Raw genomic sequence first — 25279 nt, 5'->3', positions numbered from 1 at the left:
GCGCCCGCCCCGCACAGGAGCCCCCATGACCGTCCCCACCCTGCGCCTCGGCCTCAACCTCGGCTACTGGGTCGGCGGCAACGACGCCTCCAACCTCCCGCTCGCCTCCCTGGCCGAGGATCTCGGCTACTCGGCGGTGTGGGTGTCGGAGGCCTACGGATCCGACGCCGTATCCCTGCTGTCCTGGATCGCCTCCCGCACCTCCCGCATCGACATCGGCAGCGCGGTCCTTCAGATCCCGGCCCGCTCGCCCGCCATGACGGCGATGACCGCCGCCACCCTCGACACCCTGTCCGGCGGACGGCTCCGACTCGGGCTCGGCGTGTCCGGCCCGCAGGTCTCGGAGGGCTGGCACGGCGTCAGATTCGGCTCGCCACTGGGGCGTACCCGGGAATACGTCGACCTCGTACGCCGGGCACTGCGCCGAGAGCCCCTGGAGTACGCGGGCCGCCACTTCACGCTGCCGCTGCCGGACGGCCCCGGAAAGGCACTCGCCCTCACCATCCGGCCACCGCGTGAGCGGATCCCGGTCTACCTCGCCGCGCTCGGCCCGGGGAACCTCGAACTGGCCGGGGAGATCGCCGACGGCTGGCTCCCGGTCTTCTTCTCCCCCGCCCACGCCGCCCGGCAGTTGGAGCCGCTCAAGGCCGGCCTCGCCAAGTCGGGGCGCACCCTCGACGGGTTCGACATCGCCCCCGGCGTGCCGCTGGTGACCGGAGCCGACTGGCGGGCCTGCGCACGCCGGGTGCGTGGGTACGCCGCGCTGTACCTGGGCGGCATGGGCGGGCGGGAGGACAACCACTACACCCAGCTGGCCGAGCGCATGGGCTTCGGAGCCGAGGCCCGTGCCGTCCAGGAGCGGTTCCTGGCCGGTGACTACCCGGGTGCCATGGCCGCCGTACCGCTCGAATTCCTCGACGCCACCTCACTGCTCGGGCCGCGGGAGCGGATCGCCGAGCGGATGACGGCGTTCGCCGAGGCCGGCGCCACCACGCTCAACGTCATGCCGGTCGGCCCCGGGCTGCCCGGCCCGGACCGTGCCGCCGGGGCGCTGCGCATCGCCGTCGAGGCGGCGGAACTCGCCGGGCTGCTCGCGTCCGACCCGCGCCCCGGAATTCCTCGCCCACAAGGCGCGCACGAAGTACCCCACTCACAAGGAGAGACCCGCACCCATGACCACGCATGACACGACCAAGCTGATCTGCCTGCCGTACGCCGGGGCGGGCGCCTCCTTCTACCGACCCTGGTCGGCGCTGGCCGGGGACGCGGTGGAGATCGTGCCCCTGCAACTGCCCGGCCGCGAACGGCTGATCGACGAGGAGCCGTACCGGGACGTGTACCAGGCCGTCGACGGTCTCCTTGCCGAGCTGCGGGCGCGGCTTGGCCAGGAGGGCGGCAGGGTGGCCCTGTTCGGCCACAGCCTCGGTGCGGTGCTCGCCTACGAACTCGCCCACCGGCTGGTCGTCGAGCCCGGCGTCGAGCTGGTCCACCTGTTCGTCAGCGGTTCGCCGGAGCCGGCTCGGGGGCGCGAGCGGCGGGCCACCGGTCTGTCGGACGAGGAGTTCCTCGCCCAGGTCGGCGAGTTCGCCGGCTACCACCATCCCGCGCTGGACGACCCGGAGATGCGCGAGATGATCCTGCCCGCCCTGCGCGCGGACGTCGAGATGCACGAGAACTACACGCCCTCCACCGGCCTCCCGCTGGACGCCCCGCTCACGGTCGTCCGGGGCGAGGACGACGACCTCGTCGGCTACGACGACGCCGAGTCCTGGAGCAAGGTCGCGGGCCGGGACTTCGAGCACGTCGAAGTCCCCGGGGGTCACATGTACCTCACCGACGCCGCGCCCGCGCTGGTCCGGCTGATCGTCTCGACCGTGCTGTAGACACCCCACCCACTCGATCACCAAGGAGTTCCCGATGCGTCTGCACGGCAAGTCGGTCCTCGTCACCGGCGCCGCCCGCGGACTCGGCAGAGCCACCGCGCTCGCCTGTGCCGCCGAGGGCGCCGATCTCACGCTGCTGGACATCTGCGCCGACCTGCCCGGTGTGCCCTACCCGCTGGGCACCATGGGGCAGTTGGAGCACACGGCCGCGCTGTGCCGGGAGGCGGGCGCGGCGGTCCTCACCGCCCCGGCCGACATCCGTGACCTGCGAGCCGTACGGGAGGCGGTGACCCGGGCCGAGGACCGGTTCGGCCGGATCGACGTCGCCGTCAACAACGCGGGCATCGCCGCGCCCTCGGGCAAGCCGGTGCACGAGATCGACGAGGAGGAGTGGTCCCTGATGATCGACGTGGACCTCTCCGGCGCCTGGCGGGTGATCCGCGAGGTCGGCAAGGCGATGAGCACCCGGCGCGCCGGCAGCATCGTCAACGTCGCCTCCACCGCGGGTCTCGTGGGCTACCGGCACTTCGCCGGGTACGTCGCCGCCAAACACGCCGTCGTCGGACTGACCAAGGCGGCGGCGCTCGACTACGCGCCGACGAAGGTGCGCGTGAACGCGGTCTGTCCCGGGTCAGTGCGCGACGACGCGCAGGCCGAGGGCCGCATGCTCGCCGAGATCGCCAGGGCGCTCGAAGTGCCGGTGCACGAACACGAGAAGACCTTCGTCGAGGCGCAGCCGATGAACGCGCTGATCGAGCCCGAGGACGTCGCCGCCGCGGTGGTCTTCCTCGCCTCGGACGAGTCGCGTCAGATCACCGGCTCGGTCCTGACCGTGGACGGTGGTTTCAGCATCCGCTGAGCTCACGCCCCGCATCCGCCCTTCCCGAACGACTCCCCCGGACAACCTCTCCGGAATCCCCGGAACAACTCCCCGCGTCGACAAGGAGTACGACCGTGTCAGGCCCCCTCCACCCCGCGGCCCGCTGCCACGCGCTCCGCATCCGCTCAAACCGCTCGCCGCATCCGACGGCCCCTCCGGGACTGTGGATCGAGGACGTACCCGTGCCGGCGACGCACCCGCTCGCCGAGCGCCGGCGCGCGGGCGAACTCGCCCGACCGACCGAGGGACTGCGCAGGGTGCTGCTGCGCTACGCCGACGACACCTGCGATCTGGTCATCGTGGCCGCGCGGGACCAGTGGGACCGTGCGGCTCTCGGGCGGCTGACAGTCGGCGAGTCCGTCGAGCCGGAGGCCGGTCAGTCCGTCGGTCCGGAAGCGGGCCGCCCCGCCGCCACAGCGCTCACACCCACAGCATCCATACCCGCACCCGCCTGGGGCCTGGCTGACGAAGGCCCCGCCCTCCCGCACCTCTTCGCCCTCGACGACGGCGGCGACGAGGCAAGCTGGCTCGCCGCCCTCGCCGTGACCCTACGCCGCCACGACCCAGAGACCGCGCCGGTCATCGGCACCGACCACGGCGCCTTCACCGTGCCGGAGGCCGTCACGCTCGGTGAGCTGAAGCCCTGCCCGGCGGAGGGACCCGCACTCGCCGGTCTGCTCTTCGACGACGCGGAACTCCCCGGCGCGTACGCGCCCTGCCTCGCACCGCCGTTCCCGCTCACCCTGTCGGTCTTCAAGGACGCCGACGGCTGGCAGCTGCGCTGCGACCACCTCAGCACCCACATTTCCACCGAGATCGCCGCGCAGTTCACCCGGTACCTGGTGCGGGTGCACCGGATGATCCTCACCGAGCCCGGCACCGCCATCGACGACATCGATCTGCTCGACGAAGCCGAACGCGACCGTGTGGCGGCACTCGGCCGCCCGTCCCGCCCGCTGGTCACCACCCCGGTGACCGTGCCCGAGGCGTTCGCGCGGATCGCGAGGGCGGCACCGGAGCGCATCGCCGTGACCGACGGCGCCGCCCATCTCACCTACGGCGAGATGGACGAGCGGTCGACTCGGCTGGCCCACGGCCTGCGCGAGCGCGGCGTCACGCCCGGCGACCGCGTGGGCGTCTGCCTGGAACGCACCGCCGAACTCGTCGTCACCCTGCTCGCCGTACTGAAGGCCGGCGCTACCTACGTACCCGTCGATCCGGCCTACCCGGCGGACCGCATCGCCCACACGGCACAGGACGCGGGACTGCGGGTGGTGATCACCCGGCTACCGGAGTTCCCGGACGTCGCGGGCTGCGAGCCCGCCGCCCCGGAGGAACTGCTGAACGCTGACCAGCAGTTGGCCCACGCCCCGGTTCCGCCGACGGCCACCGCGCCCGACTCCGCCGCCTACGTCATCTACACGTCCGGCTCCACCGGCCGCCCCAAGGGCGTCGAGGTGCCGCACCGCAACGTGATCGCCCTCATCGACGCGACCCGCGAGGAGTACGGCTTCGGCACCGACGACGTGTGGACCTGGTTCCACTCCAGCGCCTTCGACTTCTCGGTGTGGGAGATCTGGGGGTGCCTGCTGACCGGCGGGCGGCTGGTCGTGGTGCCGTACTTCGTCTCCCGCGAACCCGACCGCTTCCGCGACCTGCTCGTGGCCGAGAAAGTCACCGTGCTCAGCCAGACCCCGTCGGCCTTCGCCCAGCTGCTGGACGTCGACCACACCCAGCTCTCGGTCCGGATGGTCGTCTTCGGCGGCGAACCGCTCGACGCGCGCATGCTGCTGCCCTGGTTCGACCGGCACCCCGAGTCGGTCTGCCGGATGGTGAACATGTTCGGCATCACGGAGACGACGGTCCACGTCACCGAGCAGACCCTCACCCGGCGACTGGCACTCGCCGCCACCCGCTCCGTCGGACGGGCACTGCCCGGCTGGCACCTGTATGTGACCGACCCGTCCGGGCGGCTCCAGCCGCCCGGTGTGGCGGGCGAGATCTGCGTCGGCGGCGCCGGGGTCGCGCTCGGCTACCTCGGCCAGGAAGAGCTGACCGCCCGGCGCTTCGTCCCGGACCCCTACACCGGCGGCACCATGTACCGCAGCGGCGACCTGGGACGCCTGCGCCCGGACGGCCGCCTCGAACACCTCGGACGCATCGACAGCCAGGTCAAGATCCGCGGCTTCCGGATCGAACTGGACGAGATCCGCTCAGTGCTGCTGGAAGACCCCGATGTCCGGGCGGCGGCCGTGGTGGTGCGGCGCGACGCCCCGGACGACGCGGCCACCGCCAGGATCGACGCTTACGTGGTCCTCTCCGGCGGCGATCCGGTGACAGTCCGCAAGCGGGCCGCGGGCATCCTCCCCGACTACATGCTCCCCACCACGGTGACTGCCCTGGACACCCTGCCGCTGACAGCCAACGGCAAACTCGACACGGCCCGGCTCCTCGCACCCGCGACTCCCACCGCGCCGACTCGGGACGCCGCGCCCGTCACGGCCGAGGACGAGCTCACCGAGCGGCTACGGCAGGTCTGGAGCGAGGTGCTCGGCACGCCCGTCGGCCTGGACGACGACTTCTTCGAGCTGGGCGGCAACTCCCTGTTCGCAGTCCGCATCGGCGCCGCACTCCGCGCGCAGGGCCTGCCGTCGCTACGGCTACGGGAGCTGTACCGCCATCCGACCATCCGCGGCACGGTCAGGGGCCTGGCCACCTCGGACGGCTGAACCCACCGAGGAGCAGGGCCCCGACGAGCAGGCGCAATGGTTTGCTGTGCCAGGCGACTTACCATCCTGTGCTCCGTGCACGGCCACCGATCCGACAGAGTTCCGACAACTGACTGGCCTGATGAATGGGCAGCCAGTCCGGTTGCGTGCTCGTGTGGTACCAGAAGAACCGTGCCACCCGGTCGTCGTCGAGCCCCGGGTCATCGGCGTCGACCGTCACCCGGGGCAAGTCCTGGTGCTCGCAGGTCATGCCGCAGCCGGGGCAGGTCTCCCTGGCCAGGTGCTCGTTGCGATCTCCAGCCCGTGCCCGGAGAGCACACGGCAGTTCGGCTCGACGCCGAACACCTTCTTGAACTCGTCGATGAACGCTACGAGCGCTTCGACGGCCGGTCGAGCTCGGCCGCGAAGAAAGCCGACGCCGCCTTCAAGATCTCGTCAGCCCGCCGCAGTTCGGCGTTCTCGGCCCGCAGACGCTTGATCTCCGCGGCTTCCTCGGAGGTGGTACCGGGCCGCTCGCCGGTGTCCACCTGCGCTTTGCGGACCCAGGTCCGCACCGTCTCCGCCGCACCGATGCCCAGCTTCGCGGCGACCGCCTTCATCGCGGCCCACTCGGTGGGGTAGTTCGGACGAACCTCCGCAACCATGCGCACCGCACGCTCACGAAGCTCGGGAGGGTAGAGGGACGGACGTGCCGTGACTCGATCCTCTCAGGGAATCGAGCCTCCATCAGACCCGGAGCGGTTCAGAGTACCGCCACCTGCAATCTCAACACGCTACGCAGCATCGAAGATGAACCCTGCGGGTGCCACAGTTACAAGCGTGCGGTAGATCTCCACGGCCTCTGCTGCGACCGCACCCCAAATCGGCTCGGCAGCTCGGTTGCGTCCAGGGAAGTGGTGTACGGGTTCGCCCTGATCCGGGGGTTTGTTCCGGCATCAGGATGGTGCCCGCATGGATGAACGGCCGCCGGCTGATCTTCGAAGTGCCGAAGCCTCGAAGGAGATCAGCACGATGACCGCACCCGACAGTGTGCCCCCGCACGCCCTCGCCGAAGACACCCTCGCCACAGCGAGTCCGGCTCTGCTGCGCGCGATGGTCAAGACGTTCGCCGATGCGCTCATGGCGGCGGAAGCCGACACCCTCTGCAACGCCGAATACGGCCAGGTCAGCGACGAGCAGGCGGGGACGGCCTCCCGCCCACCAGCAAATCCTTGCCAACGACCGCGCCGTTGATCTCGGGCGTCAGCGCCAGGCGCAGGAACCCCGTCGGCGTCCCGACAGTTCTCCAGCTCGTCGGCAGTGACCAGGTACGGACCCAGCGTGGTGGCGCTGTCCTTACCCTTGCAGGGGCCGATACCGACTTTCGTCTCGGCGGCCGGCTCGGAGGTGAGGGCTGTCCATGGTGTCGGTGAGCCGTCGTCAGGCGCAGGCGCTTCACAGCGTGCTGTCCAGCAGGGCCAGCAGCGCTGTCCAGTGGCGTTCTGCCGCTTCGGGGTGGTAGGCATCGGTGTCGGCCTGGGTGTAGCCATGGTGTGCGCCGGTGTAGACCTCGCTGTGGTGGCGGACGCCTGCCGCGGTGAGCGCCTTTTCGAGGCGGTCGATTTGCTCGGTGGGCAGTGCGTGGTCCTGGTCCGCGTGGCCGAAGTACACCTCGGCGGTGACGCGGTCGGCCAGCAGGTGCGGGCTGTCTGCCGTGTCAGTTGCCAGGTTCCCGCCGTGGAAACCGGCCGCGGCGGCGACCTGGTGCGGGTAGGTTCCGGCGGTGCGCAGGGCGAGGCCGGCGCCCATGCAGTAGCCGGTGATACCGACCGGTCCGCCTGTCGTGTGTGGGCAGTCGGCGAGCCGGCGCAGATAGGCCTCGGCGTCGCGCATCGCCAGTTCGGGAGTCAGCGCCTGCATGAGCGGTCGTACCTGCTGGAAGATCTCCGGGCGCCGGGAGAGGTCGATGAAGTCGGGCAGTTCGACGACGGGTGCCCGCCCGTGGCGGTAGAAGACGTTGGGGACCAGGACGGTGTAACCGGCCCTGGCGAGGCGGTCGGCCATCCGCTGCACGTGGGGGCGCAGCCCGAAGGCATCCGTGTAGAACAGCACTGCGGGATGGGGCAGGTTGTCGTCAGGGCGGGCGAGGTAGGCGTCTGCCGTGCCGTCCTGGGTGGCAATGTCGGTGGATGTTCCGTGCACGGTGGTCATGGGTGCTTCTTTCTGTTTCTCGTGTGGTTGCCGGGCGGTCCTCAGGACGTGACAGGCCGGCCGATGAACAGGTGGACCACAGCTGCGGTCAGGGCGACTCCGGCGCTGAAGAAGCAGAGGGTCCGCGCACCGAGGCCATGGCTGAGGAGGATGCCTCCGAGCCCGGCTCCGAAGGCCTGGCCGAGGTAGATGCCGGACGAGTTGAAGGAGATGACCACGCCGGGCAGGGTGGGTGTCAAGGCGGTGAGGCGGTGGTTGTTGGGGGTGGCGAATGACCATGCCGCTGCGCCGTAGAGGGTCATCACGCTGATCACCGCGGGGAGCGAGGTGGCGAGCGTGAGGACGGCCAGGCCGACGATGAGGACGCAGAGGACAACGGAGAGGGTTCGTTCGGGTCCCCAGCGGTCGGTGAGGTGGCCGCTGCCGAAGGAACCGATCACGCCACCCACACCCCACGCGAGCAGCGCCATGGTCAGAGTGCCGCCTGTGATGTGAGCGATCTGCCCGAGGATGTCGGCGGCGTAGGTGTAGAAGATCATGTTCGAGGCGCTGATCAGCAGAATGAAGACGACGACGGCCACGACACGACGGTCGGCGAGGACGGTGAAGCGCCGGGCCAGGGGAATCGCCGGCGGGACGGGCAGCGCGGGCAGGACCGCGAGCATCCCGAGCAGCGCGGTGGCGCCGACAGCGGCGACGAAGGCGAGTCCGGCCCTCCAGGAGATGTGCTGGCCGATGGTGATGCCGATGGGAACACCGAAGACGGTGCCGAGGGTCAGGCCGCCGAGGATGATCGACATGGCTCGGCCGCGGTGGGCGGGGCCGGCCAGGGCCGCCGCGGCTGCAGACGCACTGGGCGTGTACAGGGCCGCCCCGAGGCCGGCGAGGATGCGGGCGGTGAGCAGCAGGGAGAGATCGGGCGCGGCGGCGGAAGCGAGGTTGGCCAGCACGAACAGGACCAGGGCGCACACCATGAGGGGTTTGCGCGGCAGCCTGCTGGTGAAGGCGGCCAGGAAGGGGGCGGCCAGGCCGTAGGCGAGGGCGAACGCGGTGATCGTCTGGCCGGCGGCGCCGGCGGTGATGTTCAGTCCCTGTGAGATCTGGGGCAGGATGCCGGCCAGGATGAAGGAGTCGGTGCCCATGGCGAATGAGCCGAGGGCGAGAACCGTGACGGGTCGGCGCCAGCGTGTGGGGGCGGCCTCGCCGGAGGCGGGATCGCGCGATGTGCCACTACTGGTTCCGATGCTGCGCTTCATGGTGGGCCTCGTTCGGGAGCGGGGATGCGGGAGTTGGGCCAGTGGGCGTTGTGGCCAGGTCTCGTTGACCGGCAGGAGTCGCGGTTCTTCCCGCGGCCCCGGTGCGCGTTGGTGAGTCTGAGGTGACTGCCGGTTGTCACCAGGCGGTGCTGAAGCACCACGGCATCCGGCCCCCACAGCCGACGCGCAGTCGACGTCACGCGGGGTGCTAGGCGCCGCCCCTGGGCGCGTCGGTCCTGGCGCCGCCGTGCACCGACGCCGTTGTCGCGGGCTCGTCGGCCGCGACCAGGGCTGTCCTGTGCCGCCGTGGGTCGCTGCGCAGACCGGTCAGTGTCACCAGGAGGCCGGCCAGGGCGACGAGGACGACGACGGCCAGCCCGGATCGGTAGCTTTCGAGGATCTGCTGGGGTGAGCCTGCGCGGCTGTGCCGGCTCGCGGTGATCGCGGCCGTGACCACCGCGAGGACGACCGCGCCGCCGATCTGGAACGAGCTGTTGAGCAGTCCGGAGACCATGCCCTGTTCCTTCTCGTCCACCCCGTTGGTGGCCTGGATGTTGAGGGAAGGGAAGGTCAGCGTGCAGGCCAGGCCGAGCAGGAGCATCGAGGGCAGTACGACCGCCGCGTATCGGGGAGTGAGGTCGGCGCGGAGGAAGAGGACGTAGCACAGGGCGAGGGCGGTGAAGCCGACCGCGATCACCCGGAGGGTGCCGAAGCGGTCGATGACCGGGCCGATCCGGGTGGAGGCGACGGTCACCAGCGCCCCGGCCGGCAGGAAGGCCAGCGCGGTCTGGAGAGCCGACCAGCCGAGCAGGTACTGCATGTACTGGGTGGCCAGGAACTGGAAGCCGACGTAGGAGCCGAAGAAGGCCACGCCGCCCAGGTGGGCGCGGATCTGGTTCGCCGAACGCAGTACGCCCAGCCGGATCAGGGGGTGCGCGCTGCGGCGCTCGATGACCACGAACAGTGTCAGCAGCGCCGCGACCAGGGCCAGGCAGAGCAGGGTACGGGTGGAAGCCCAGCCGACCGTGGGTGCCTGGACGACGGTGAGGACGAGGAGCAGCATGGCCGCCGTGCCGGTCACCGCGCCCGGCAGGTCGTACCCGTCGCTTCGGCCGTTCCCGCGCGGGCTGTTGGGGATCAGCCGCAGCCCGGCGAGAAGCGCCAGGAGGGCGATGGGCCCGGGAAGGAGCATCGTCCACCGCCAGTTCACCTCGGTGAGCAGGCCCGACACCACCAACCCCGTGGAGAAGCCACTGGCCGCACATGCGGCGTAGATGGCCAGCGCCCTGTTGCGGGCGGGGCCTTCGGTGAAGCTGGTGGTGATGATGGACAGACCTGCGGGCGCGGTGAAGGCGGCGCTCAGCCCCTTGACGAACCGGGAGGCGATGAGCAGTCCGCCGGAGTCGACGAGACCGCCCAGTACAGAGGCGGCGGCGAAAACCGCGAGGGCGACGAGGAAGACTCGGCGGCGGCCCAGCAGGTCGGCGGCCCGTCCGCCGAGCAGGAGCAGGCCGCCGTATCCGAGGACGTAGCCGCTCACCACCCATTGCAGGGACGCGGTCGACAGGTGCAGGTCGGTGCCGATGGACGGCAACGCCACACCGACCATGGAGGTGTCCAAGGAGTCGAGGAACATCGCGGCGCACAGCACCAGCAGTGTCCCCCACTGCCGTCGGCTCCAAGCGGTCCTTGGTTCGGTGGTACGAGGGTGCGAGGAGAGCATGCCGAGGAGATTACATGCATGCACACTCACCGAATAGTAAAATCCCGCCCATGCATGGAGCTGCCGAGATCTGGTAGCTTCACACCATGACCGGCGTATCCGATGAGCAGCGGCTCATGCGCCAGTGGCGGGAACTGCTCGCTCTGCACGCGCACACCTTCAGCAGCCTCGACCGGGAACTTCAGCGGTTCGGGCTCGGCGCGAGCGACTTCGAAGTGCTCGATGTCCTGACCCAGAACGATTCGGGCGACGATCGCGGTCTTTACGTACACGAACTGGCCGGCCTCGTTCACCTCAGCCAGAGCGCCGTGTCCCGGCTGGTCGCCCGCCTGGCTCGGGACGGGCTCATCACCCGAAAGGAATGCAGTACGGACCGGCGTCGGGTCCGGGTGATCCTTACCGCCGTCGGCCGGGCGCGCCACCGCGAGGCACTGCCCGTGCAACTCACCGTCCTCCAGCAACAGCTGGCCGTTATGCCCGGCGAGAGCACACCCCAGGCCGATCGCTGAGCGGTCAGCACGGCATCGGAGTCACTTGGGCATTGACGTCGATGCGGACCAGCTCGCCGGGCCGGGCGCGTTCGTAGCAGCAACGGCGGCCAAGCCGGAAACGGCGATCGCAACGGTTTCAAGCTCGGCGGCGAGGACATCGGCGTCAACCACGTCATCCGGCGCAACATCGCCTACGACAACGGCAAACACGGCTTCACCTACAACAGGAACCCCGGCACGATGACGATCTCGGAGAACCTCAGCATCGACAACGAGGAACGCAACTACTCCTTCGACGCCGGCAGTTCCGTGTTTCGCAGCAACACGTCCTGCCGTGGCGGCAGCGGGGCGAACGACAGGATCGTCGGCAACTCCGACAGCTCCAACCAGTTCTGGACGGGCTCCAACGGGAGCCGCTGCTCCTCGTACGCCGGCGCGCTGACGTGGTCCTTCGCCTCGGACGAACGCCTCGTGGTGGCCTTCGGCGCCACTCGGGCAACGCCGTAGGCGATCTCGCCAACCTCCAGGCTGCGGCAACACGGTGAGCGCTGCCGCAGACGAGGTGCCACGATCGGCGAAGCCCGGGGCGGCCCATCCGAGTAGTTGGATGGGCCGCCCCGGCCTGGGCAGCACCTCACGTGCTCACGGGTCGGGCTCGAACACTGCCCAGTCGTGCCGGCACGGCTCGGGGCGGGTGCCGTGCCCCCTGCGGCAACCACACCAACGCCCGCAGCGTTCCGCCCGGTCACCCCGCTCCCCTGTCGTGACGGCCTGGTCCCTCGAATCTGGTCAAGCGACGCGCGCCGTCCTTCTCCGCCATCGAATCCCTGGGCCATACAGGTGAGTTGGGAGCCGACATGAGTGCCGTGGGCGGAGTTGACCGATCTCAGCGACGAATGGATTCGGCGATCAACCGGTCAACCATGTGAGCGTCTCAGCAGCGTTGCACTCCTGAACCGTGAACGGTGGTTGCCTCAGCGCTTGCCGCGCCGTCGCACGGCGTAGCCGTACTGGTCCGGCCAACGAGGCTCGGCGCCGAGTTCCAGGGCAGCGTGCTGAGGCCAATAGGGGTTGCGGAGCAGTTCACGGCCGAGCAGGACGGCGTCGGCCTGCTCGGTGGCGACGATCTCCTCCGCCTGGTGCGGGTCGGTGATCAGCCCGACGGCTCCCGTCGGGATGCCGGTCGCCGAACCGGCCTGGACGGCGAACGGAAGCTGGTAGTTGGGCTGAACGGGGATCTTGGCGTCGCGGACCAGACCGCCGCTGGACACGTCCAGCAGGTCGACGCCGTGCGCCTGGAGTTCCTTGGCGAGACGAACGGTGTCGTCACCGGTCCAACCCTCGCGGTCGTCCTCGGGGTTCTCGGTCAGCCAGTCGGTGGCGGACACGCGGAAGGAGACCGGCAGGTCGTCGGGCCAGACCGCGCGGACCGCATCGACGACCTCCAGCGGGAAGCGCAGACGGTTCTCGAAGCTGCCGCCGTAGGAGTCGGTGCGGTGGTTGGAGGCCGGGGAGAGGAAGGAGTGGATCAGGAAGCCGTGGGCACCAAGCATCTCGATCATCTGGAACCCTGCCGCCAGGGCGCGCTCGGCGGAAGCCGCGAAGTCCCCTACGAGCTGCTGGATCTCCTCAACGGTGAGCTCGTGTGGGGCGGGAAGACCGGCGTACGGTTCCGGGCTGGGGGCGACCGCATGCCAGCCTCCTTCGGCGAGGGCCAGAGGGCCGTCGGTGAGCCATGGTTTGTCCACAGAGGCCTTGCGGCCGGCATGCGCGAGCTGGAACGCCGGGACCGCCCCGTGGGCACGGATGGCTTCGGCGACGCGGGCGAACGCCTCCTGCTGCCGACCGTTCCACAGGCCCAGGTCCCAGGGACTGATGCGTCCATCCGGCCGTACACCGGTGGCCTCAGCCATCACCAGCCCCGCCCCACCGGCGGCCCGGGCGGCCAGGTGGGCGAGATGGAAGTCGGTCGGCACCCCAGCCTCCGGCCCGTCCGGGGCCGCGGAGTACATACACATGGGGGACATCCAGACCCGGTTGGGGATCTCGAGTGACCGCAGGGTCAGAGGGGTGAACAGGGCACTCACTAGAGGTACTTCTCCTCGGAGTCGGGGGTTGGCTGGGCTGGGCGCCGTCTGCACGCGCAGCACTCGACATGTGCTCGCCGATGGCTGGGCCCGCTGCTCCTCGACCGTGTCGGCCGATGGGCGGGCGGAACCGCGAACCGCGGCCCAATCCATGGTCAGTCGCTGCGTTCAGGCCAACGTCGTGACCACGTCGACGGGGCGGATCAGGGTGTCGCGGATGGGCGAGCGCTGCTCGACGAGGGCGACGAGCTCCTCAAGCTGCTCACGGCCGGCGTCCGGGGCTTCGACGTCAAGGCGGACACGCACCTGCTGAAGGCCCGGACGGACCGAGGCGTCGGTGCCGAGGAAGCCTCGGAAGTCGACATCACCTTCGAGCTCCAGCCGGACACTCTTGAGCTCGATGTCCTGAGCGGCGGCGAGGGCGGCGAGCGTGGCGGTGTAGCAGCCGGCAAGCGCCTGCAGCAGGTACTCCCCGGGGGAGACCGCGGTGTCGGTCCCCAGCAACCTGGCGGGTTCGTCACTGCTCATCTCGAACTTCGCGACGCGCGACTCGTCCCGCACACCGCCCTGGGTCGTCGCGCCTGTCTGTGCGGCGAGTCGGCAGCCACCCTGCCACGACCCGTCGACGGAGACGGTGGCCTGGGCGAGCGCGGGGTTTGCTCGGACAGCGGCCGTGGTGTCCTGCAGAGCTTGGACGTCGATCTCATTGATCACGGACATGAGTATTGGTCCCTTCAGCGAGGTTTGGGTGATGTGGAATTGACATGGGCCAGCGCCCTCGCGTGCACCACTCGGTGCGAGACATGCGGGTGCGCCGCTGGGCGGTCCTGAGCGTGCGGCAACCGAATGGGGCGCTCACCGCGGCCCAAGCCATCTGCTGCGGGCTGGGCGCGCATCCCTCTGGTGGCTCGCTCTGGCGTTGTCCATGACCTTCATGGCCGTCCAGCCATGAGTGAACAAGCCGTCGGCTCGCAGCGCGGCACTGATCATCACGGCCGCCGCGACCGCGGCCTGTTGTAAGCCGCCTCATCGCTCATCGTGGTAGCGCATCTCCGAACTCTCCACGCTTGTCGATTAGTTGTTCTCCACAGGAAGGACTCGAGTAGTCGCCCCTTCACGAGAAGGAGCCGCCAACGACTGTAGACAGACCGGTCTGTCCGCGTCAAACGTTGAACCGCGAAGTGTCGCAAAGAGTGAGATGGCAACTCAGTTTCCGGGCACTCCGGAGCCACGGCCGCGCGCGGGCTCGGGAGTGAGTGCGGGCCGCCGCCGATCTCTTCGCCGACGAGGGAATCCACGCCATCGGCGTCACGGCGCTGGTTGAACGCGCCGACGTCGCCAAAGCCGCCTCTTATTCCACCTTCAAAAGCAAGAACGATCTTGCAGACGGCTGTCCAGAGCGACAGGACAACGTCACGAGCGGTCGATTCCAGCGAATCGAGGGGGTGACACGTCCCTACCGGTCAAGATCGGGTAGGTTTTTCGACCTTCTGTCGAGCACGGCCGTAAATCCGCCCGCCGGGGTGTGGGTTCGTGATGGCCTGGACGGAAATACCCAAGCGGGATCTACCGGCGAGGCGATGGGCGCGTACCCACCAGCGGGGCGTGCTGTCCACGATCCGACACAGGCTCGAGAAAGCCGACTGTGCCGACGCGACCGAGGTCTCCGACCAGATCGCGATAATTTACGACGGCGCGCTGATCACAGCTCCATCCAACCCGGCTCGGATGCCATCGAGCGCGAGCGCACCATGGCGCTGTCCATCATCGACGCGAACGCCCCCGACGACCGGCCATAGGGGGATCAGCCAATCCCCACCAGCCCCAACAGCCTTGCTGGCCCAGGGCCTTCCACGCCATCCGTTCCTGGCCTACCCCCGCCATCATCCTCAACCGGTGGTGGTGAGCATGGACGGGCAAGGGCCCACCCTCCGAGCTCCAGGCCCGGATCGACGCAGTCACCACCGGACACGGACTTGATCTCTACTGCCGGATTCAACGAGCTACAGCTCCCAAGGCCAGAAGGACTACGGCTTCTGAGCCTCGAGGAGGATGCCACCGCCAAGCACCTGCCCCCCTGCTTTCCGCGAACGTCACCGGCAACCGCCCCTGGCCCCGCTCGCCGCAGAGCGGTCTCGTGTAGGCGCCTTTGCGGTCGAGCGCCCAGACCAACCGGCCTGGGGTCTCGACCGGCGCCTCGATGTCCCGGGGGTGCGTCGGCGTTCAGGTGATGGGCAGCGTGAGTCGGGAGGGGTGCGAGGCCGTGTGGTGAATGCGGTGATTGACCGATGCGGTCTTGGTGGCAGTCGCCACGGGCTCCGGCGTGCCGGGGTTTCGGGCGAAGCGCGGATGCGCTCCGCCGGAGATCTGAAGGCGGATGCGGTGGCCCGGGAGGAAGCGGTGCGCGGTGTCGTCGAGGACGATGCGCACGGTGCGTACGTCCTTGGGTCCTGTGCCGTCCGGAGCCAGGCGCACTATCTGATCGGTGATGTTGCGGGACCGGCCCTTGGCGTCGACGTCGCACAACCGTGCGAAGATATCAGCGTAGGGATTGTCGGAGCTGAGCTCCAGTTCAACCGTGGGCGCACCCATGACCTCGATGGCCCGGGTGAGTGGCCGGCTGGTGAAAGTGATCACGTCGTGGCGCTGTTCGAGTGCCGAGTTGTCCCGTTGGCCGCCACCAGGCGACATGAACCGGCCGCCCACCGCGGGTGTCGGATCGGCCGGGTCGTAGTGCAGGCCTGTGGACCCGGTGGCCGGTTCGGCGGAAAGCTCCCCGGGCGGGGTCGTGGTGAGTTCCGTGCCCTCCTGCAGGTACCACTGCTGCTCGGTGGTGCCGGCAGGTGGCCACTGCGCCAGTTCTCGCCACTCCTTGGTGCCGCCGATCTGTACGCGCACCGGCTGCTTGCGCGGCGTGGGGCCATCGCCGGCGACGTGCGCGTCGAGCCAGGCCAGAGCCTCATGCAAAATCGTCCGTTGGCTTGCGTTGGTGTGGGTCCACGGTCCGAGTGTCAGGGCAACGGGTACGCCTCGGTCCTGCAGCGTCCGGTACTGCTCGAGCGTCTGCTGGAGGAAAAGGTCCTGGAAGCCACCGGTCAGCAGCACCGGCACGGTGAGGCGCTGCAGTGCCTCACCGTGCCGGCGACGATCCCAAAAGGCATCTTGGACATCGGGATGGGTCACCCAGTCGTCGAACCAGGGGGCGCCCTTGCCGCTGAGGTGGTCGGCCATCCCCTTGAGTGGCAGCCGGTCCATGAACGGTCCGAGCCTGCGCCGACCACGCATCGTCCGCAGCAAGCCCGTCAGTGCTCCGACACTTTCCTGGTTGGAGATGCTGTCACTCCACATCAGGAGATCGAGCAGGTTGAAGGGACCCTGCTCGTAACCCCCCTGGGCGAAGTCGTGGAAGCTCACCTGGGCGACCATCGCCTTGAGCTCCGGCGGAGGGTCGGTGGCCAGTGCCCACTGGACGAACGAGAGATAGCTCCCGCCGAACGTCGCCAGACGGCCGTCGAACCAGTCCTGGGTCCTCAGCCAGACCACGGTGGCCTGGCCGTCCTCCGCTTCGCCGAGCCCCGGCTCGAACACGCCGCCGGAGCCGAAGGTGCCACGGCAGCTTTGCAGCAGGACGTGGTACCCGCGTTCCGCGTAGGGCAGAGCCATCAACTGAACCTGACCGATCCCCCGGCCGTACGGGCAGCGCACCAGGATGGTCGGGCGCGGCTCACGGGTGACGGGGGCGTAGTGGTCGGCGAGCAGGATGGTGCCGTCAGCCATGGGAATGCGCACCCCACGGGTGACGACGACCTTGTTGCGCTTGGGAGGCAGATCCAAGGCCCTGCTCACAACCGAGCTGAAGAGGGTCGCGCCTGAAGGCAGCGGCCTGGCGGCCATGGGCATGGGGGCTTCTCCGTTCGACATATCGGTTCTCGGAGCCGTTCGGTCAGTCGGCGAGCGTTCGACCGGTTCCGGCCTTGGCGTCGTCACCGGCCAGCCGGTTCAGCTCCTCCGCGGGGTCACCCCTCTCTTCAGCGAGTCGTTCCATCCCGCTGGTGGTCTTCAGGGGCTTTTCCTTGATGAACAGTACGGCCAGGAGGGCGAGCGCCGCGAAGGGGGTGGCGATGAGGAAAAGGTCGGCGGTGGCGACACCGTAGGCGTTCTCGACGATGTCGCGCATGGGTGCCGGCAGGGTGCTCATGTCCGGGACGCCGTGTCCGGCGCTCTGGCCGGCCCCGGGCGGGGTGCCGGCTTCCTTCAGGCTCTTGGTGATCTCGTCCGTGACACGGTTGGCGAGGATCGCGCCGAGGACGCTGGTGCCTATGGTGCCGCCCATGCTGCGGAAGAAGGACAGTACCGAGGTGGCGGCACCCAGTTCGGCGGCGGGGACGTCGTTCTGCGCGGCCAGTACCAGGTTCTGCATCAGCATGCCGACGCCGATGCCGAGGACTGCCATGTAGATGCTGAGCAGCCCGAAGTGAGTGTCGGCTCCGATGGTGGACAGCAGTCCGAGCCCCGCGGTCATGATGGCGGCGCCCGCGACGAGGTACACCTTCCACTTGCCCCTCGCGCTGATGAGCTGCCCGGCGATGGTGGAGGAGACCAGCAGGCCCATGATCATGGGCAGGCTCATCAGGCCGGCGATCGTCGCGGACTTGCCCAGGGAGACCTGGAAGTACTGCGAAAGGAAGACGGTGCCGCCGAACATGGCCACGCCGACCAGCAGGCTGGCGACGGTGGTCAGGGTGATGGTGCGGTTGCGGAAGATGTCCAGCGGGATGATGGGCTCGCTGACGCGTGACTCGACGAAGACCGCGGCGGCCAGCAATACCACGCCGGTGCTGGTCAGGGCTGCGGTCTGCCAGGAGGCCCAGTCGAACTCGTTGCCTGCCAGCGAGACCCAGATGAGCAGTGCGCAGATGCCCGTGACGATCAGGGACGCACCCAGGAAGTCGATCTTGACTTCGCGGCGGCGGACGGTGGGCAGCTTCAAGGTGCGCTGCAGCAGCACGATGGCCGCCAGGGCGAAGGGGACGCCGATGAAGAAGCACCAGCGCCAGCCAAGCCAGGAGGTGTCCACAAGAACGCCGCCGATCAGCGGGCCGGCGACGGTGCCGACGGCGAAGACGGCGCCGAAGATACCGGAGTACCTGCCCAGCCGGCGGGGCGGGATGATGGCCGCCATCACGACCTGCGCCAGTGCGGTGAGGCCGCCCGCGCCGACGCCCTGGGCCACCCGGCTGAAGATCAGCAGACCCACATCGTGGGAGAACCCGGCCAGCAGTGAGCCGACCACGAACATGCCGAGCGAGAGCTGCAGCAGCAGCTTCTGGTTGTAGAGGTCGGACAGCTTGCCCCACAGCGGCACGGTCGCCGTCATGGCCAGCAGCTCAGCAGTCACGACCCAGGTGTAGGAGGACTGGCTGGCTCCCAGGTCGGCGATGATCCGGGGCAGAGCGTTGGACACCACCGTTCCGGCCAGGATGGCGACGAACATGCCGGCCATCAGCCCGGACATCGCCTGGAGTATTTGCCGGTTGGACATGGAGGTGGGTGGCGCCTGCTCCGGCACCGATGATGCGGTCACGAGGTCTCTCTCAGGATCGGGTGGTAGTACGTGTACGTGCCAAAGCGGGCTGTACTGCGACATGACAGGAGCAAGTAGCCGAGCCGGATAAGTGGCGCGATTCGGGCAGCCTGCTCAGTTCCGTCCGGTCTCTTCAGCCGGCGCCGGCAGCCCGGCGGCGAGATGCTCGAACACGTCGTGGAAGACGTCCCCGAAGGCGACGCCGTCCGGTCGTTCGCACCAGTGCTCGACGGCGACGCGCACAGCAGTGACGCCCACGGCCGCCAGAAGGCGCGGGTACAGGCGCGGGGTCGGGTTCCGCCTCTCATCTTCGGATGCGGAAGGCGTCGCACGATCCGAGGAACGCGAGCCGACATCAATGCGCTCGGCAAGCACTTCGGCCAGCTCGCGTTCGTCGGCCGTGTGCACGCCGAGTGCGCGTACGAGAAGACGCGGCGATGTGCGCAGCACCATGGCATGCAAGCTCCACAGCTCGTGCCGCTCCTCGACCTCCGCCAGCTCCGCCGCGATGGCATCACGCAGCACCTGAAGCGGGGACAGGCCGGGCGGGGCCGCGAGCACCGCTTGCCGGACGCGAGCATTCGCCTCCGCACCGATCATGACAAAGGCATCATCACGGGAATCGAAGTAGTTGAAGAACGTGCGCGTAGACACCCCCGCCGCGTCACTGATCGCTTCGACAGTGACGCGCTCCGCCCCATGCTCCGCCGCCAGCCGTACCGCCGCTTCGACGAGGGCATCCCGTGTAGCTCGCTTCTTGCGCTCCCGCAGCCCGCCCTCTGCCGTGCTCTTCCGTGCCATATCTTGCATACTATGCAAAAATGCAGACTCTGCAAGTTGGGAGAGTGCGTGCGATTGGTGGTCGCGCGAGACATTGCCGATGATGGCCGAAGCTGCCGTAAGTGAGCTGGGAGGGTCAGGGGGCTTCTGGTGGATATCCGTGGAAGAAGGAGCGGCGTTCGGTGCGTGCTCTCGGCGTGCCGGGCAACTGCCGGACAGGTGCCGCGAACACGCTGGCCGCGCTGAAGTCGATCCGCGCCGCCCGCCCGGACGGCGCACCCATCTACGTGATCATGGACAACCTGTCGGCCCACAAGGGCAGCGACATCCGCCCCTGGGCGAAGAAGAACAAGGTCGAGCTGTGCTTGACTCCGACCTGCGCCTCGTGGGCGAACCCGATCGAGGTGCGCTTCGGGCCGCTGAGGCAGTTCACCATCGCCAACTCCAACCACCCCAGCCACACCGGGCAGACCCGGGCCCTGCATGCCCATCTGCGCTGGCGCAACGCCAACGCCCGCCACCGCGACGTCCTGGCCGCGAACGCAAAGAACGCGCCCGCATCCGCAGCGAGAAGGGCATCCGCGGGGCGTGCGCCCCTCTGAAAACCGCGGCTTGATCCAACCCGGCGAACCGATGCGTTCACAGCACCTCAGGCAGAGAACCTCTTCGCGAGGCCCCGGAGCCGTGCCACGGCCATGGCCGCCTGGTCACCGGTGATGGTCATACCGGGCATCCGGCTAAGGCTCTCGACCTGGTCGGCGAAGCGCAGGTACTCCCGGTGCGCATGTTCCCGGCAGGCGAGGCACGTGACACTTTCCGGACGGGCAGAGGTCATTGCATACGGCACCTGGTGTCCGCAACCAGTGGTGACGACGCTCGGTGCGTCGGGCACGCGGCCCAACGTCGACACGATCAGATTGCGGACGTCCGAGGCGGCCTGCACCACCTTCTGCTCTACGTGGATGTGCGGATCGGGCTTGCCCATCTGTGTCCACACCTCCGTCCGCGTCATTCCGGAACCAGGGTAGTGCGGTGACCGCTCAGGTTCCCCGAGCCGGCCACACTACTCGTGATCCCGGGAGTCTCCGACCTGGCGAACGTATGCGGTCACCGCACTAGGCACCGGACAGCACCTGTTGCGGAAACTGTCCGCCGTCTCGCCGCACGATGCCGACCAGGGTGTGAAGCAGCGTGGACTTGCCGGATCCCGAAGTTCCCATGGTGGCCGGCGAGTCCCGCTCTCCGACCTCAACATCGACGTCGGCGAGAGCTGCGGTGGAACCGTACGTCTCCACGAGGCCATAGCCGACCAGAACGCTACTCACGGCGGTCGCACTTCTGACGTTGACGAGTGAAGCTGCCATGCCACCTTCACCCACCGGGCAGGGTGCCCTCCTCGCTCATCAGGCCGGGAGGCACACAGCAACCCGTCGGCCATTCGCCCATCCAGCTGCCGCGGCTGCGCGCACACTGATACTCAGCACCCGTCACCGCAGCGCAGAGCCATGTGACGCACTTCTCCGTCGGACACCCCTCACCGGCCCGGTCCGCGGGACGATTCAGGAAAGGCACTGCCCCGGCAGGTCTGGCGGCCACAGTGAATCAGGGCGGCTCCCCGCAATGTTCAGCCGAGGTCGCCGACCTGACGGGAGACCCCGACGGCACCCCGCGTCATCGGGCGACGTGAGCAACTTCGCCCCGGTCTCCAGCTCTCCCAGTTCGACCTCGACGAAGGCATGCGCCGCGGCGTTCGGTGCGTGCCCTCGGTGTGCGGCGTTGCAGGTCATGTGGCGGAGCCACCTGTCCTGCGGCGCCGTGCGGCGAGGGTGTGTGCCGGGCGTCGGGGCGCAGGCGGGGGTTCAGAAACAGGCTCTGTGCTTGTTTTTTATCTACCAGGACCTGCCAGGCTTGCCGATGGCCTTGAGGGTCTCGGGGCGCTTGACGGTCTTGCCGACGTCATATCGGGGTGCCCGGTGTTTGTTCCTGGCGCCAGGTGGCCGTCCTGGGCCGGCGCCTCGAGGTTTGGGAACACGGGTCGGGCAGGCGAGGTGAGCGCGGATTTTCCTGAACCCCCGGCGGACCCGGGCAGGGGTGAGCCGGTCGGAAGTGGTGGGTTTCTCCCAGGGCCGGCGGAGGTCCTCGGCGAGGGGCCGGGCGAGCCGGAGCTGAGTGTGAGCGACGATCAGGATCCAGGTCCAGCGGTCCGCCGCCTCGGGAGTACGGAGCTTCGGAGTGGTCCAGCCGAGGGTGTGCTTCGCGAAGCGGAAGGTGTGCTCCAGGTCGAAGCGGCGGAGAAATGCCTGCCAGAAACGGTCCACGTCGTCCGGAGTGACGCCGGTCTTGGAGGACCACAACCACACCGGCGGGGCATCACGGTCCTTCGACAGATGCTCGACCTGCAACCGGATCAACGTGCCTTCCACCAAGGGCAGTTCACCATCATGGTCGAGCCATGAGGAGCGGTGGGTGAGCCTTGGGTGGACCCGGTCCCATGCCTGCGTCTCGGCCTTGCCGTAGTTGGTAGTGGCGGTGACCGTGGTGATCGTGGGCTCGGGCCAGGTCTCCGGCTTGGCAAAGCGGAATTCCGGGCCGTGCTTTGGCGGCCGGCCGCCCTTCGGGTCGTAGACATGAGGCGGCTTCGGCAGTCTCATGACGCGGTCGGAGCGGACCCGGCCGACCAGCTCGACCGGCAGATCGCGTAGGACCCAGGCCAGGCGGGTGACGTCGTAGCCGGCATCGCTGACGATCACGATGTCCGGGTTCCCGGCCCGCCACTGACCCGCGGCGATGAGCCGTTCAACGACTCCCCGCAGCTGGGCGGCGGTGACCGCAGTGGCGTCGTCCACCGGTCCTGGCCGGACCGCGTCCAGGATCGCTGTCCAAGAGGTGGCACCCGGCTCCAGGACGGCGACGAAGGAGTAGGGCCAGCCCGGGATGAACTGCGACGCCGTCTTCGCCCGGCCATAGACATGGCAGAACAGCCGCTCGGCCGAGCACGGCGCGTCCGAACGAAGCCATGGCGACACATCGACGGCCAGGACCAGACGCCCGCCGTCGAACCGCGGCAGCGACAACCCAGCTAGCACCGTCCGCACCCGGCCGACATCGATCCGGCCGCGGTTCAGGCCTCCGTACATCGCTCCGTGCCCACGCCGATGCTCGGGCAGGAGCGTCAGGTCCACCGGGGACTTCACCGCCCCGTCTGCACACAGCACCGCATCCGTCAGCTCGAACAACTCGTCGCGCCGAGCGGTCAGACACTCGTAGAACTCGCCCCGGAAGCGTGACGCTTCCGCGAACGCATCCCTCCGCACAACCTCAGGCAGCAGACTCACCCTCACGGCCTTCGTCTTGGTCACGTGCACCTTGGTCGGAGCACAGGATCAGACGAAGGCCGCCCCCACGTCCGGCAAACCCTCAGGTGAGCGACTCAGTACGAGACACCGTTCGAGGCCGGAAGATAAAGAACAAGCTGACACAGGGAGGCTGGAGCGATCCCATCACCTGCCCGCGGAGAGGAGCAACCCGACTCTGGACGAATTGGGCGGTTTGTGGTGTGCTCTGAGTCCCTCTTCTCACGGGCAGACAGGCGCCGCGCTGCGAGGACGGCGGAGCAGACAATTCAGACGGCACCGCGGTGAGCCGAAGTAGTCATACCGGGGCACTTGCCGGACGGGTCGGGCGGCACGGCGCTCTCAGCGTCCGGGGGCGAGATCGCGCTCGTCCACTCAGCCCCTGGCGGCGGGCATTGCGGCACGCTTCCAGCGCGAGGACCCGGACGGGCCGACGGCTTCGTGGTGCTCCGAGACATCAAAAAATCGCGAGCTTGCCCCGGGCCCCTCGCAGGCGCACCCGAAGACGCCATTCCCTGATCCTTCGGCGGGTCCCAGCGAGGCGAGATGACCACGCCGCTCCCGGCGTGGAGGGGGCAAGAGCTGGAGGGCTTCGTCCACCAAGGAGCTGGCGTGAACAGATCACGCCAGAAGGGACCACCAGAAGAGTAACTCCCATCCATTGACACTCATCCGTCCCGACCCGACACTCATCGCATGCAAGATGGTGAATCCTTTTTCACCAGACGAACAACCTGCTGGACCTGTGCTCGACAAGGACCCATCGCAACACCAAGGACGAAGATGAAACGCTCCCCCGCGTCCCCCGGCCACCGTTCCCCGCATACGTTCCGCACCGTGTTCCCCGTCCTCGCCCTGTGCTGGCTGGCCGTCTTCTTCGACGGGATGGACGTCAACATCTACGGCGCCGTCATGCCGCACATGCTCGACGACTCCGGGTTCGGGCTGACCCCGGCCGACGCGGGCACCATCGGCAGCTGGACCACGTTCGGCATGCTCATCGGCGCGCTCACAGCCGGAAATCTCACCGACTGGCTGGGCCGGCGGCTGATGCTCGTGGCCAGCGTGACCCTGTTCTCAGCCGGCTCGGCTCTCTGCGCCGTGGCCGGTGACGTCGCCCTGTTCGGCCTCGGCCGCTTCGTCGCCGGCCTCGGTCTCGGCGGACTGATGCCGCTGTGCCTGGCCATGGTCATGGAATTCGCGCCGCCCCGCCGGGCCGCCCTCACCACTGGCCTGCTCATGACCTCGTACCACTTCGGCGGCATGGCGGCGACCGGACTCGGGCTGACCCTGGCCCCGGCCGCCGGCTGGCGCTGGGTGTTCTGGGCCGGAGTGCTCCCAGCTGTCATCGCCGTACCGCTCCTGCTGAAGCTGCTGCCGGAGTCGCCCGGCGTGCTGCTGGCGCGCGGTGAGGCCGAGAAGGCCGACGCCGTCGCCGACCGCTATGGCCTCCCCCGGCCCACCGCCGTCGCGGCCCCGGCCGCCGGTGCGGCGGGCCGCCTGGCCGCCGTACGCGAACTCTTCCGCCCGGAATCGCGCTGGGCCACGCCCCTCCTCTGGCTGGCCTCCTTCTGCGGCCTGCTCCTCGTTTACGGCGTGAGCACCTGGCTGCCGCAGATGATGCGTGCCGAGGGCTACGGCGTGTCCTCCTCGGTCAGCTTCCTCATGGTGATCAACGCGGGTGGCATCGTCGGTCTGCTGATCGCGGGCCGTACCGCCGACAAGTTCGGCGCCGTGCGGGTGTCGGCGATCTGGTTCGTGCTGACCGCCGCCGGGGCCCTTCTTCTCAGCAACCACCTCCCGCTCGGTGCGACGTACGTCGTCGTCGCCCTCACCGGCGTCTGGCTGTTCAGCGCGCAGGTCATGGTCTACGCCGCCACCAACACCGTGTACCGCGGCAGCGAGCGGGCCACCGGCCTTGGCTGGGTCACCGGAATAGGCCGCACGGGAGCCGTCGTCGGCCCCTGGCTGATCGGCGTGCTCGCCACGAACGGCAACCAGAGCTGGGGCTTCACCGCCTTTGCCCTGGCCGGGCTCGTGGGTGCCGTGGCGATCGCCCTTGTGCCCCTCACTCAGCGGATGGGCCGGACCGGCAGCCCGGCCACGGCCCCCATCCCGGCCACGGCGGGCGCGAACGCCTCGAATGCCTGAGGCTCCAGGCGCTCAACCTCCCCCTCTCTCCATCCACTCCCCCCCCCCCAACCCCCCCCCACAACAAAAGGAGACGACACCAATCCCAATCGTGTGCGATAAAAATAAATACCGCCCCCCCTAAAACCAATTACCCAGGCGCATGCGGCGGCACCCCCACCGGTGGCCGCCC

At 68.9% G+C, this 25279-nt stretch carries 17 protein-coding genes and 7 pseudogenes; 11 read left to right on the top strand and 13 right to left on the bottom strand.

What is annotated here, in order from left to right; translation table 11 throughout:
- The first annotated feature begins 25 nt into the window (after positions 1–25).
- From L0P92_RS25900 to L0P92_RS25885, 4 genes are all read left to right on the top strand, one after another.
- The gene (locus L0P92_RS25900; protein WP_234765393.1) at positions 26–1186 is read left to right on the top strand and encodes an LLM class F420-dependent oxidoreductase; all 1161 of its coding nucleotides are present in this window, start codon (positions 26–28) and stop codon (positions 1184–1186) included.
- Positions 1173–1883 (top strand): thioesterase II family protein, encoded by a 711-nt coding sequence (locus L0P92_RS25895; protein WP_234765392.1) that lies wholly within the window; start codon positions 1173–1175, stop codon positions 1881–1883. Before L0P92_RS25900 ends, L0P92_RS25895 begins: the two co-directional genes overlap by 14 nt.
- A gap of 34 nt (positions 1884–1917) precedes the next feature.
- The gene (locus L0P92_RS25890) at positions 1918–2742 is read left to right on the top strand and encodes an SDR family oxidoreductase (protein ID WP_234765391.1); all 825 of its coding nucleotides are present in this window, start codon (positions 1918–1920) and stop codon (positions 2740–2742) included.
- 95 nt (positions 2743–2837) lie between these two features.
- On the top strand, positions 2838–5492 hold the full coding sequence (locus L0P92_RS25885) for a non-ribosomal peptide synthetase (protein ID WP_234765390.1): 2655 nt from the start codon (positions 2838–2840) through the stop codon (positions 5490–5492).
- 276 nt (positions 5493–5768) lie between these two features.
- Here L0P92_RS25885 and L0P92_RS25880 read toward each other — a convergent pair.
- A pseudogene (locus L0P92_RS25880) lies at positions 5769–6136 on the bottom strand (IS3-like element ISMyma3 family transposase); the annotation flags it as partial.
- Positions 6137–6503: 367 nt separating this feature from the next.
- Between L0P92_RS25880 and L0P92_RS25875 the strand changes: the two are divergent.
- Positions 6504–6671: pseudogene (locus L0P92_RS25875) on the top strand (IS256 family transposase); the annotation flags it as partial.
- Between the two features lie 22 nt (positions 6672–6693).
- Here the strand turns inward: L0P92_RS25875 and L0P92_RS25870 are convergent.
- The 4 genes and pseudogenes from L0P92_RS25870 to L0P92_RS25855 form a co-directional block, all read right to left on the bottom strand.
- Positions 6694–6862 (bottom strand): annotated as a pseudogene (locus tag L0P92_RS25870) (fumarylacetoacetate hydrolase family protein); the annotation flags it as partial.
- 64 nt (positions 6863–6926) lie between these two features.
- Complete coding sequence (locus tag L0P92_RS25865; RefSeq protein WP_234765389.1) at positions 6927–7682, bottom strand: dienelactone hydrolase family protein; 756 nt, start codon at positions 7680–7682, stop codon at positions 6927–6929.
- 41 nt (positions 7683–7723) lie between these two features.
- Positions 7724–8938 (bottom strand): MFS transporter, encoded by a 1215-nt coding sequence (locus L0P92_RS25860; protein WP_234765388.1) that lies wholly within the window; start codon positions 8936–8938, stop codon positions 7724–7726.
- 208 nt (positions 8939–9146) lie between these two features.
- On the bottom strand, positions 9147–10661 hold the full coding sequence (locus L0P92_RS25855) for an MFS transporter (protein ID WP_234765387.1): 1515 nt from the start codon (positions 10659–10661) through the stop codon (positions 9147–9149).
- An 86-nt stretch (positions 10662–10747) separates the two neighbouring features.
- Here L0P92_RS25855 and L0P92_RS25850 point away from each other — a divergent pair, with 86 nt between their 5' ends.
- Both L0P92_RS25850 and L0P92_RS25845 read left to right on the top strand, forming a co-directional pair.
- Complete coding sequence (locus L0P92_RS25850) at positions 10748–11170, top strand: MarR family winged helix-turn-helix transcriptional regulator (RefSeq protein WP_234765386.1); 423 nt, start codon at positions 10748–10750, stop codon at positions 11168–11170.
- A 78-nt stretch (positions 11171–11248) separates the two neighbouring features.
- Positions 11249–11659, top strand: a pseudogene (locus L0P92_RS25845) (right-handed parallel beta-helix repeat-containing protein); the annotation flags it as partial.
- A 467-nt stretch (positions 11660–12126) separates the two neighbouring features.
- Here L0P92_RS25845 and L0P92_RS25840 read toward each other — a convergent pair.
- Complete coding sequence (locus L0P92_RS25840) at positions 12127–13239, bottom strand: NADH:flavin oxidoreductase/NADH oxidase (protein WP_234765385.1); 1113 nt, start codon at positions 13237–13239, stop codon at positions 12127–12129.
- A 168-nt stretch (positions 13240–13407) separates the two neighbouring features.
- Positions 13408–13959, bottom strand: coding sequence for an OsmC family protein (locus L0P92_RS25835; protein WP_234765384.1), 552 nt, complete (start codon positions 13957–13959; stop codon positions 13408–13410).
- Between the two features lie 536 nt (positions 13960–14495).
- Between L0P92_RS25835 and L0P92_RS25830 the strand changes: the two genes are divergently transcribed.
- Positions 14496–15038: a helix-turn-helix domain-containing protein gene (locus L0P92_RS25830; RefSeq protein WP_234765383.1), complete on the top strand. Its 543-nt coding sequence runs from the start codon at positions 14496–14498 to the stop codon at positions 15036–15038.
- Positions 14971–15219, top strand: a pseudogene (locus L0P92_RS45870) (IS701 family transposase); the annotation flags it as partial. The gene L0P92_RS25830 and the pseudogene L0P92_RS45870, both read left to right, overlap by 68 nt.
- Positions 15220–15462: 243 nt before the next feature.
- Here the strand turns inward: L0P92_RS45870 and L0P92_RS25825 are convergent.
- From L0P92_RS25825 to L0P92_RS25815, 3 genes are all read right to left on the bottom strand, one after another.
- Positions 15463–17139: a CocE/NonD family hydrolase gene (locus L0P92_RS25825; RefSeq protein WP_234765382.1), complete on the bottom strand. Its 1677-nt coding sequence runs from the start codon at positions 17137–17139 to the stop codon at positions 15463–15465.
- Between the two features lie 43 nt (positions 17140–17182).
- Entirely contained in the window at positions 17183–18781 is a 1599-nt protein-coding gene (locus L0P92_RS25820) for an MDR family MFS transporter (protein WP_234765394.1), read from the bottom strand.
- A gap of 156 nt (positions 18782–18937) precedes the next feature.
- Positions 18938–19633, bottom strand: coding sequence for a TetR/AcrR family transcriptional regulator (locus tag L0P92_RS25815; protein ID WP_372497335.1), 696 nt, complete (start codon positions 19631–19633; stop codon positions 18938–18940).
- Between the two features lie 182 nt (positions 19634–19815).
- Between L0P92_RS25815 and L0P92_RS25810 the strand changes: the two are divergent.
- Positions 19816–20219, top strand: a pseudogene (locus L0P92_RS25810) (transposase); the annotation flags it as partial.
- A gap of 33 nt (positions 20220–20252) precedes the next feature.
- Here the strand turns inward: L0P92_RS25810 and L0P92_RS25805 are convergent.
- The 3 genes and pseudogenes from L0P92_RS25805 to L0P92_RS25795 form a co-directional block, all read right to left on the bottom strand.
- Positions 20253–20588, bottom strand: coding sequence for a hypothetical protein (locus L0P92_RS25805; RefSeq protein WP_234765380.1), 336 nt, complete (start codon positions 20586–20588; stop codon positions 20253–20255).
- Positions 20589–20748: 160 nt separating this feature from the next.
- A pseudogene (locus L0P92_RS25800) lies at positions 20749–20928 on the bottom strand (ABC transporter ATP-binding protein); the annotation flags it as partial.
- 564 nt (positions 20929–21492) lie between these two features.
- Positions 21493–22938, bottom strand: a complete 1446-nt coding sequence (locus L0P92_RS25795) for an NF041680 family putative transposase (protein WP_308289759.1) — start codon at positions 22936–22938, stop codon at positions 21493–21495.
- A gap of 801 nt (positions 22939–23739) precedes the next feature.
- Here L0P92_RS25795 and L0P92_RS25790 point away from each other — a divergent pair.
- A complete protein-coding gene (locus tag L0P92_RS25790; RefSeq protein ID WP_234765378.1) occupies positions 23740–25107 on the top strand; it encodes an MFS transporter in 1368 nt (455 codons plus the stop codon).
- Positions 25108–25279 lie beyond the last annotated feature (172 nt).

It is taken from the genome of Streptomyces muensis (assembly GCF_021474425.1).
Classification (GTDB): domain Bacteria; phylum Actinomycetota; class Actinomycetes; order Streptomycetales; family Streptomycetaceae; genus Streptomyces; species Streptomyces muensis.
This window is presented reverse-complemented; position numbering and strand designations above follow the sequence as displayed.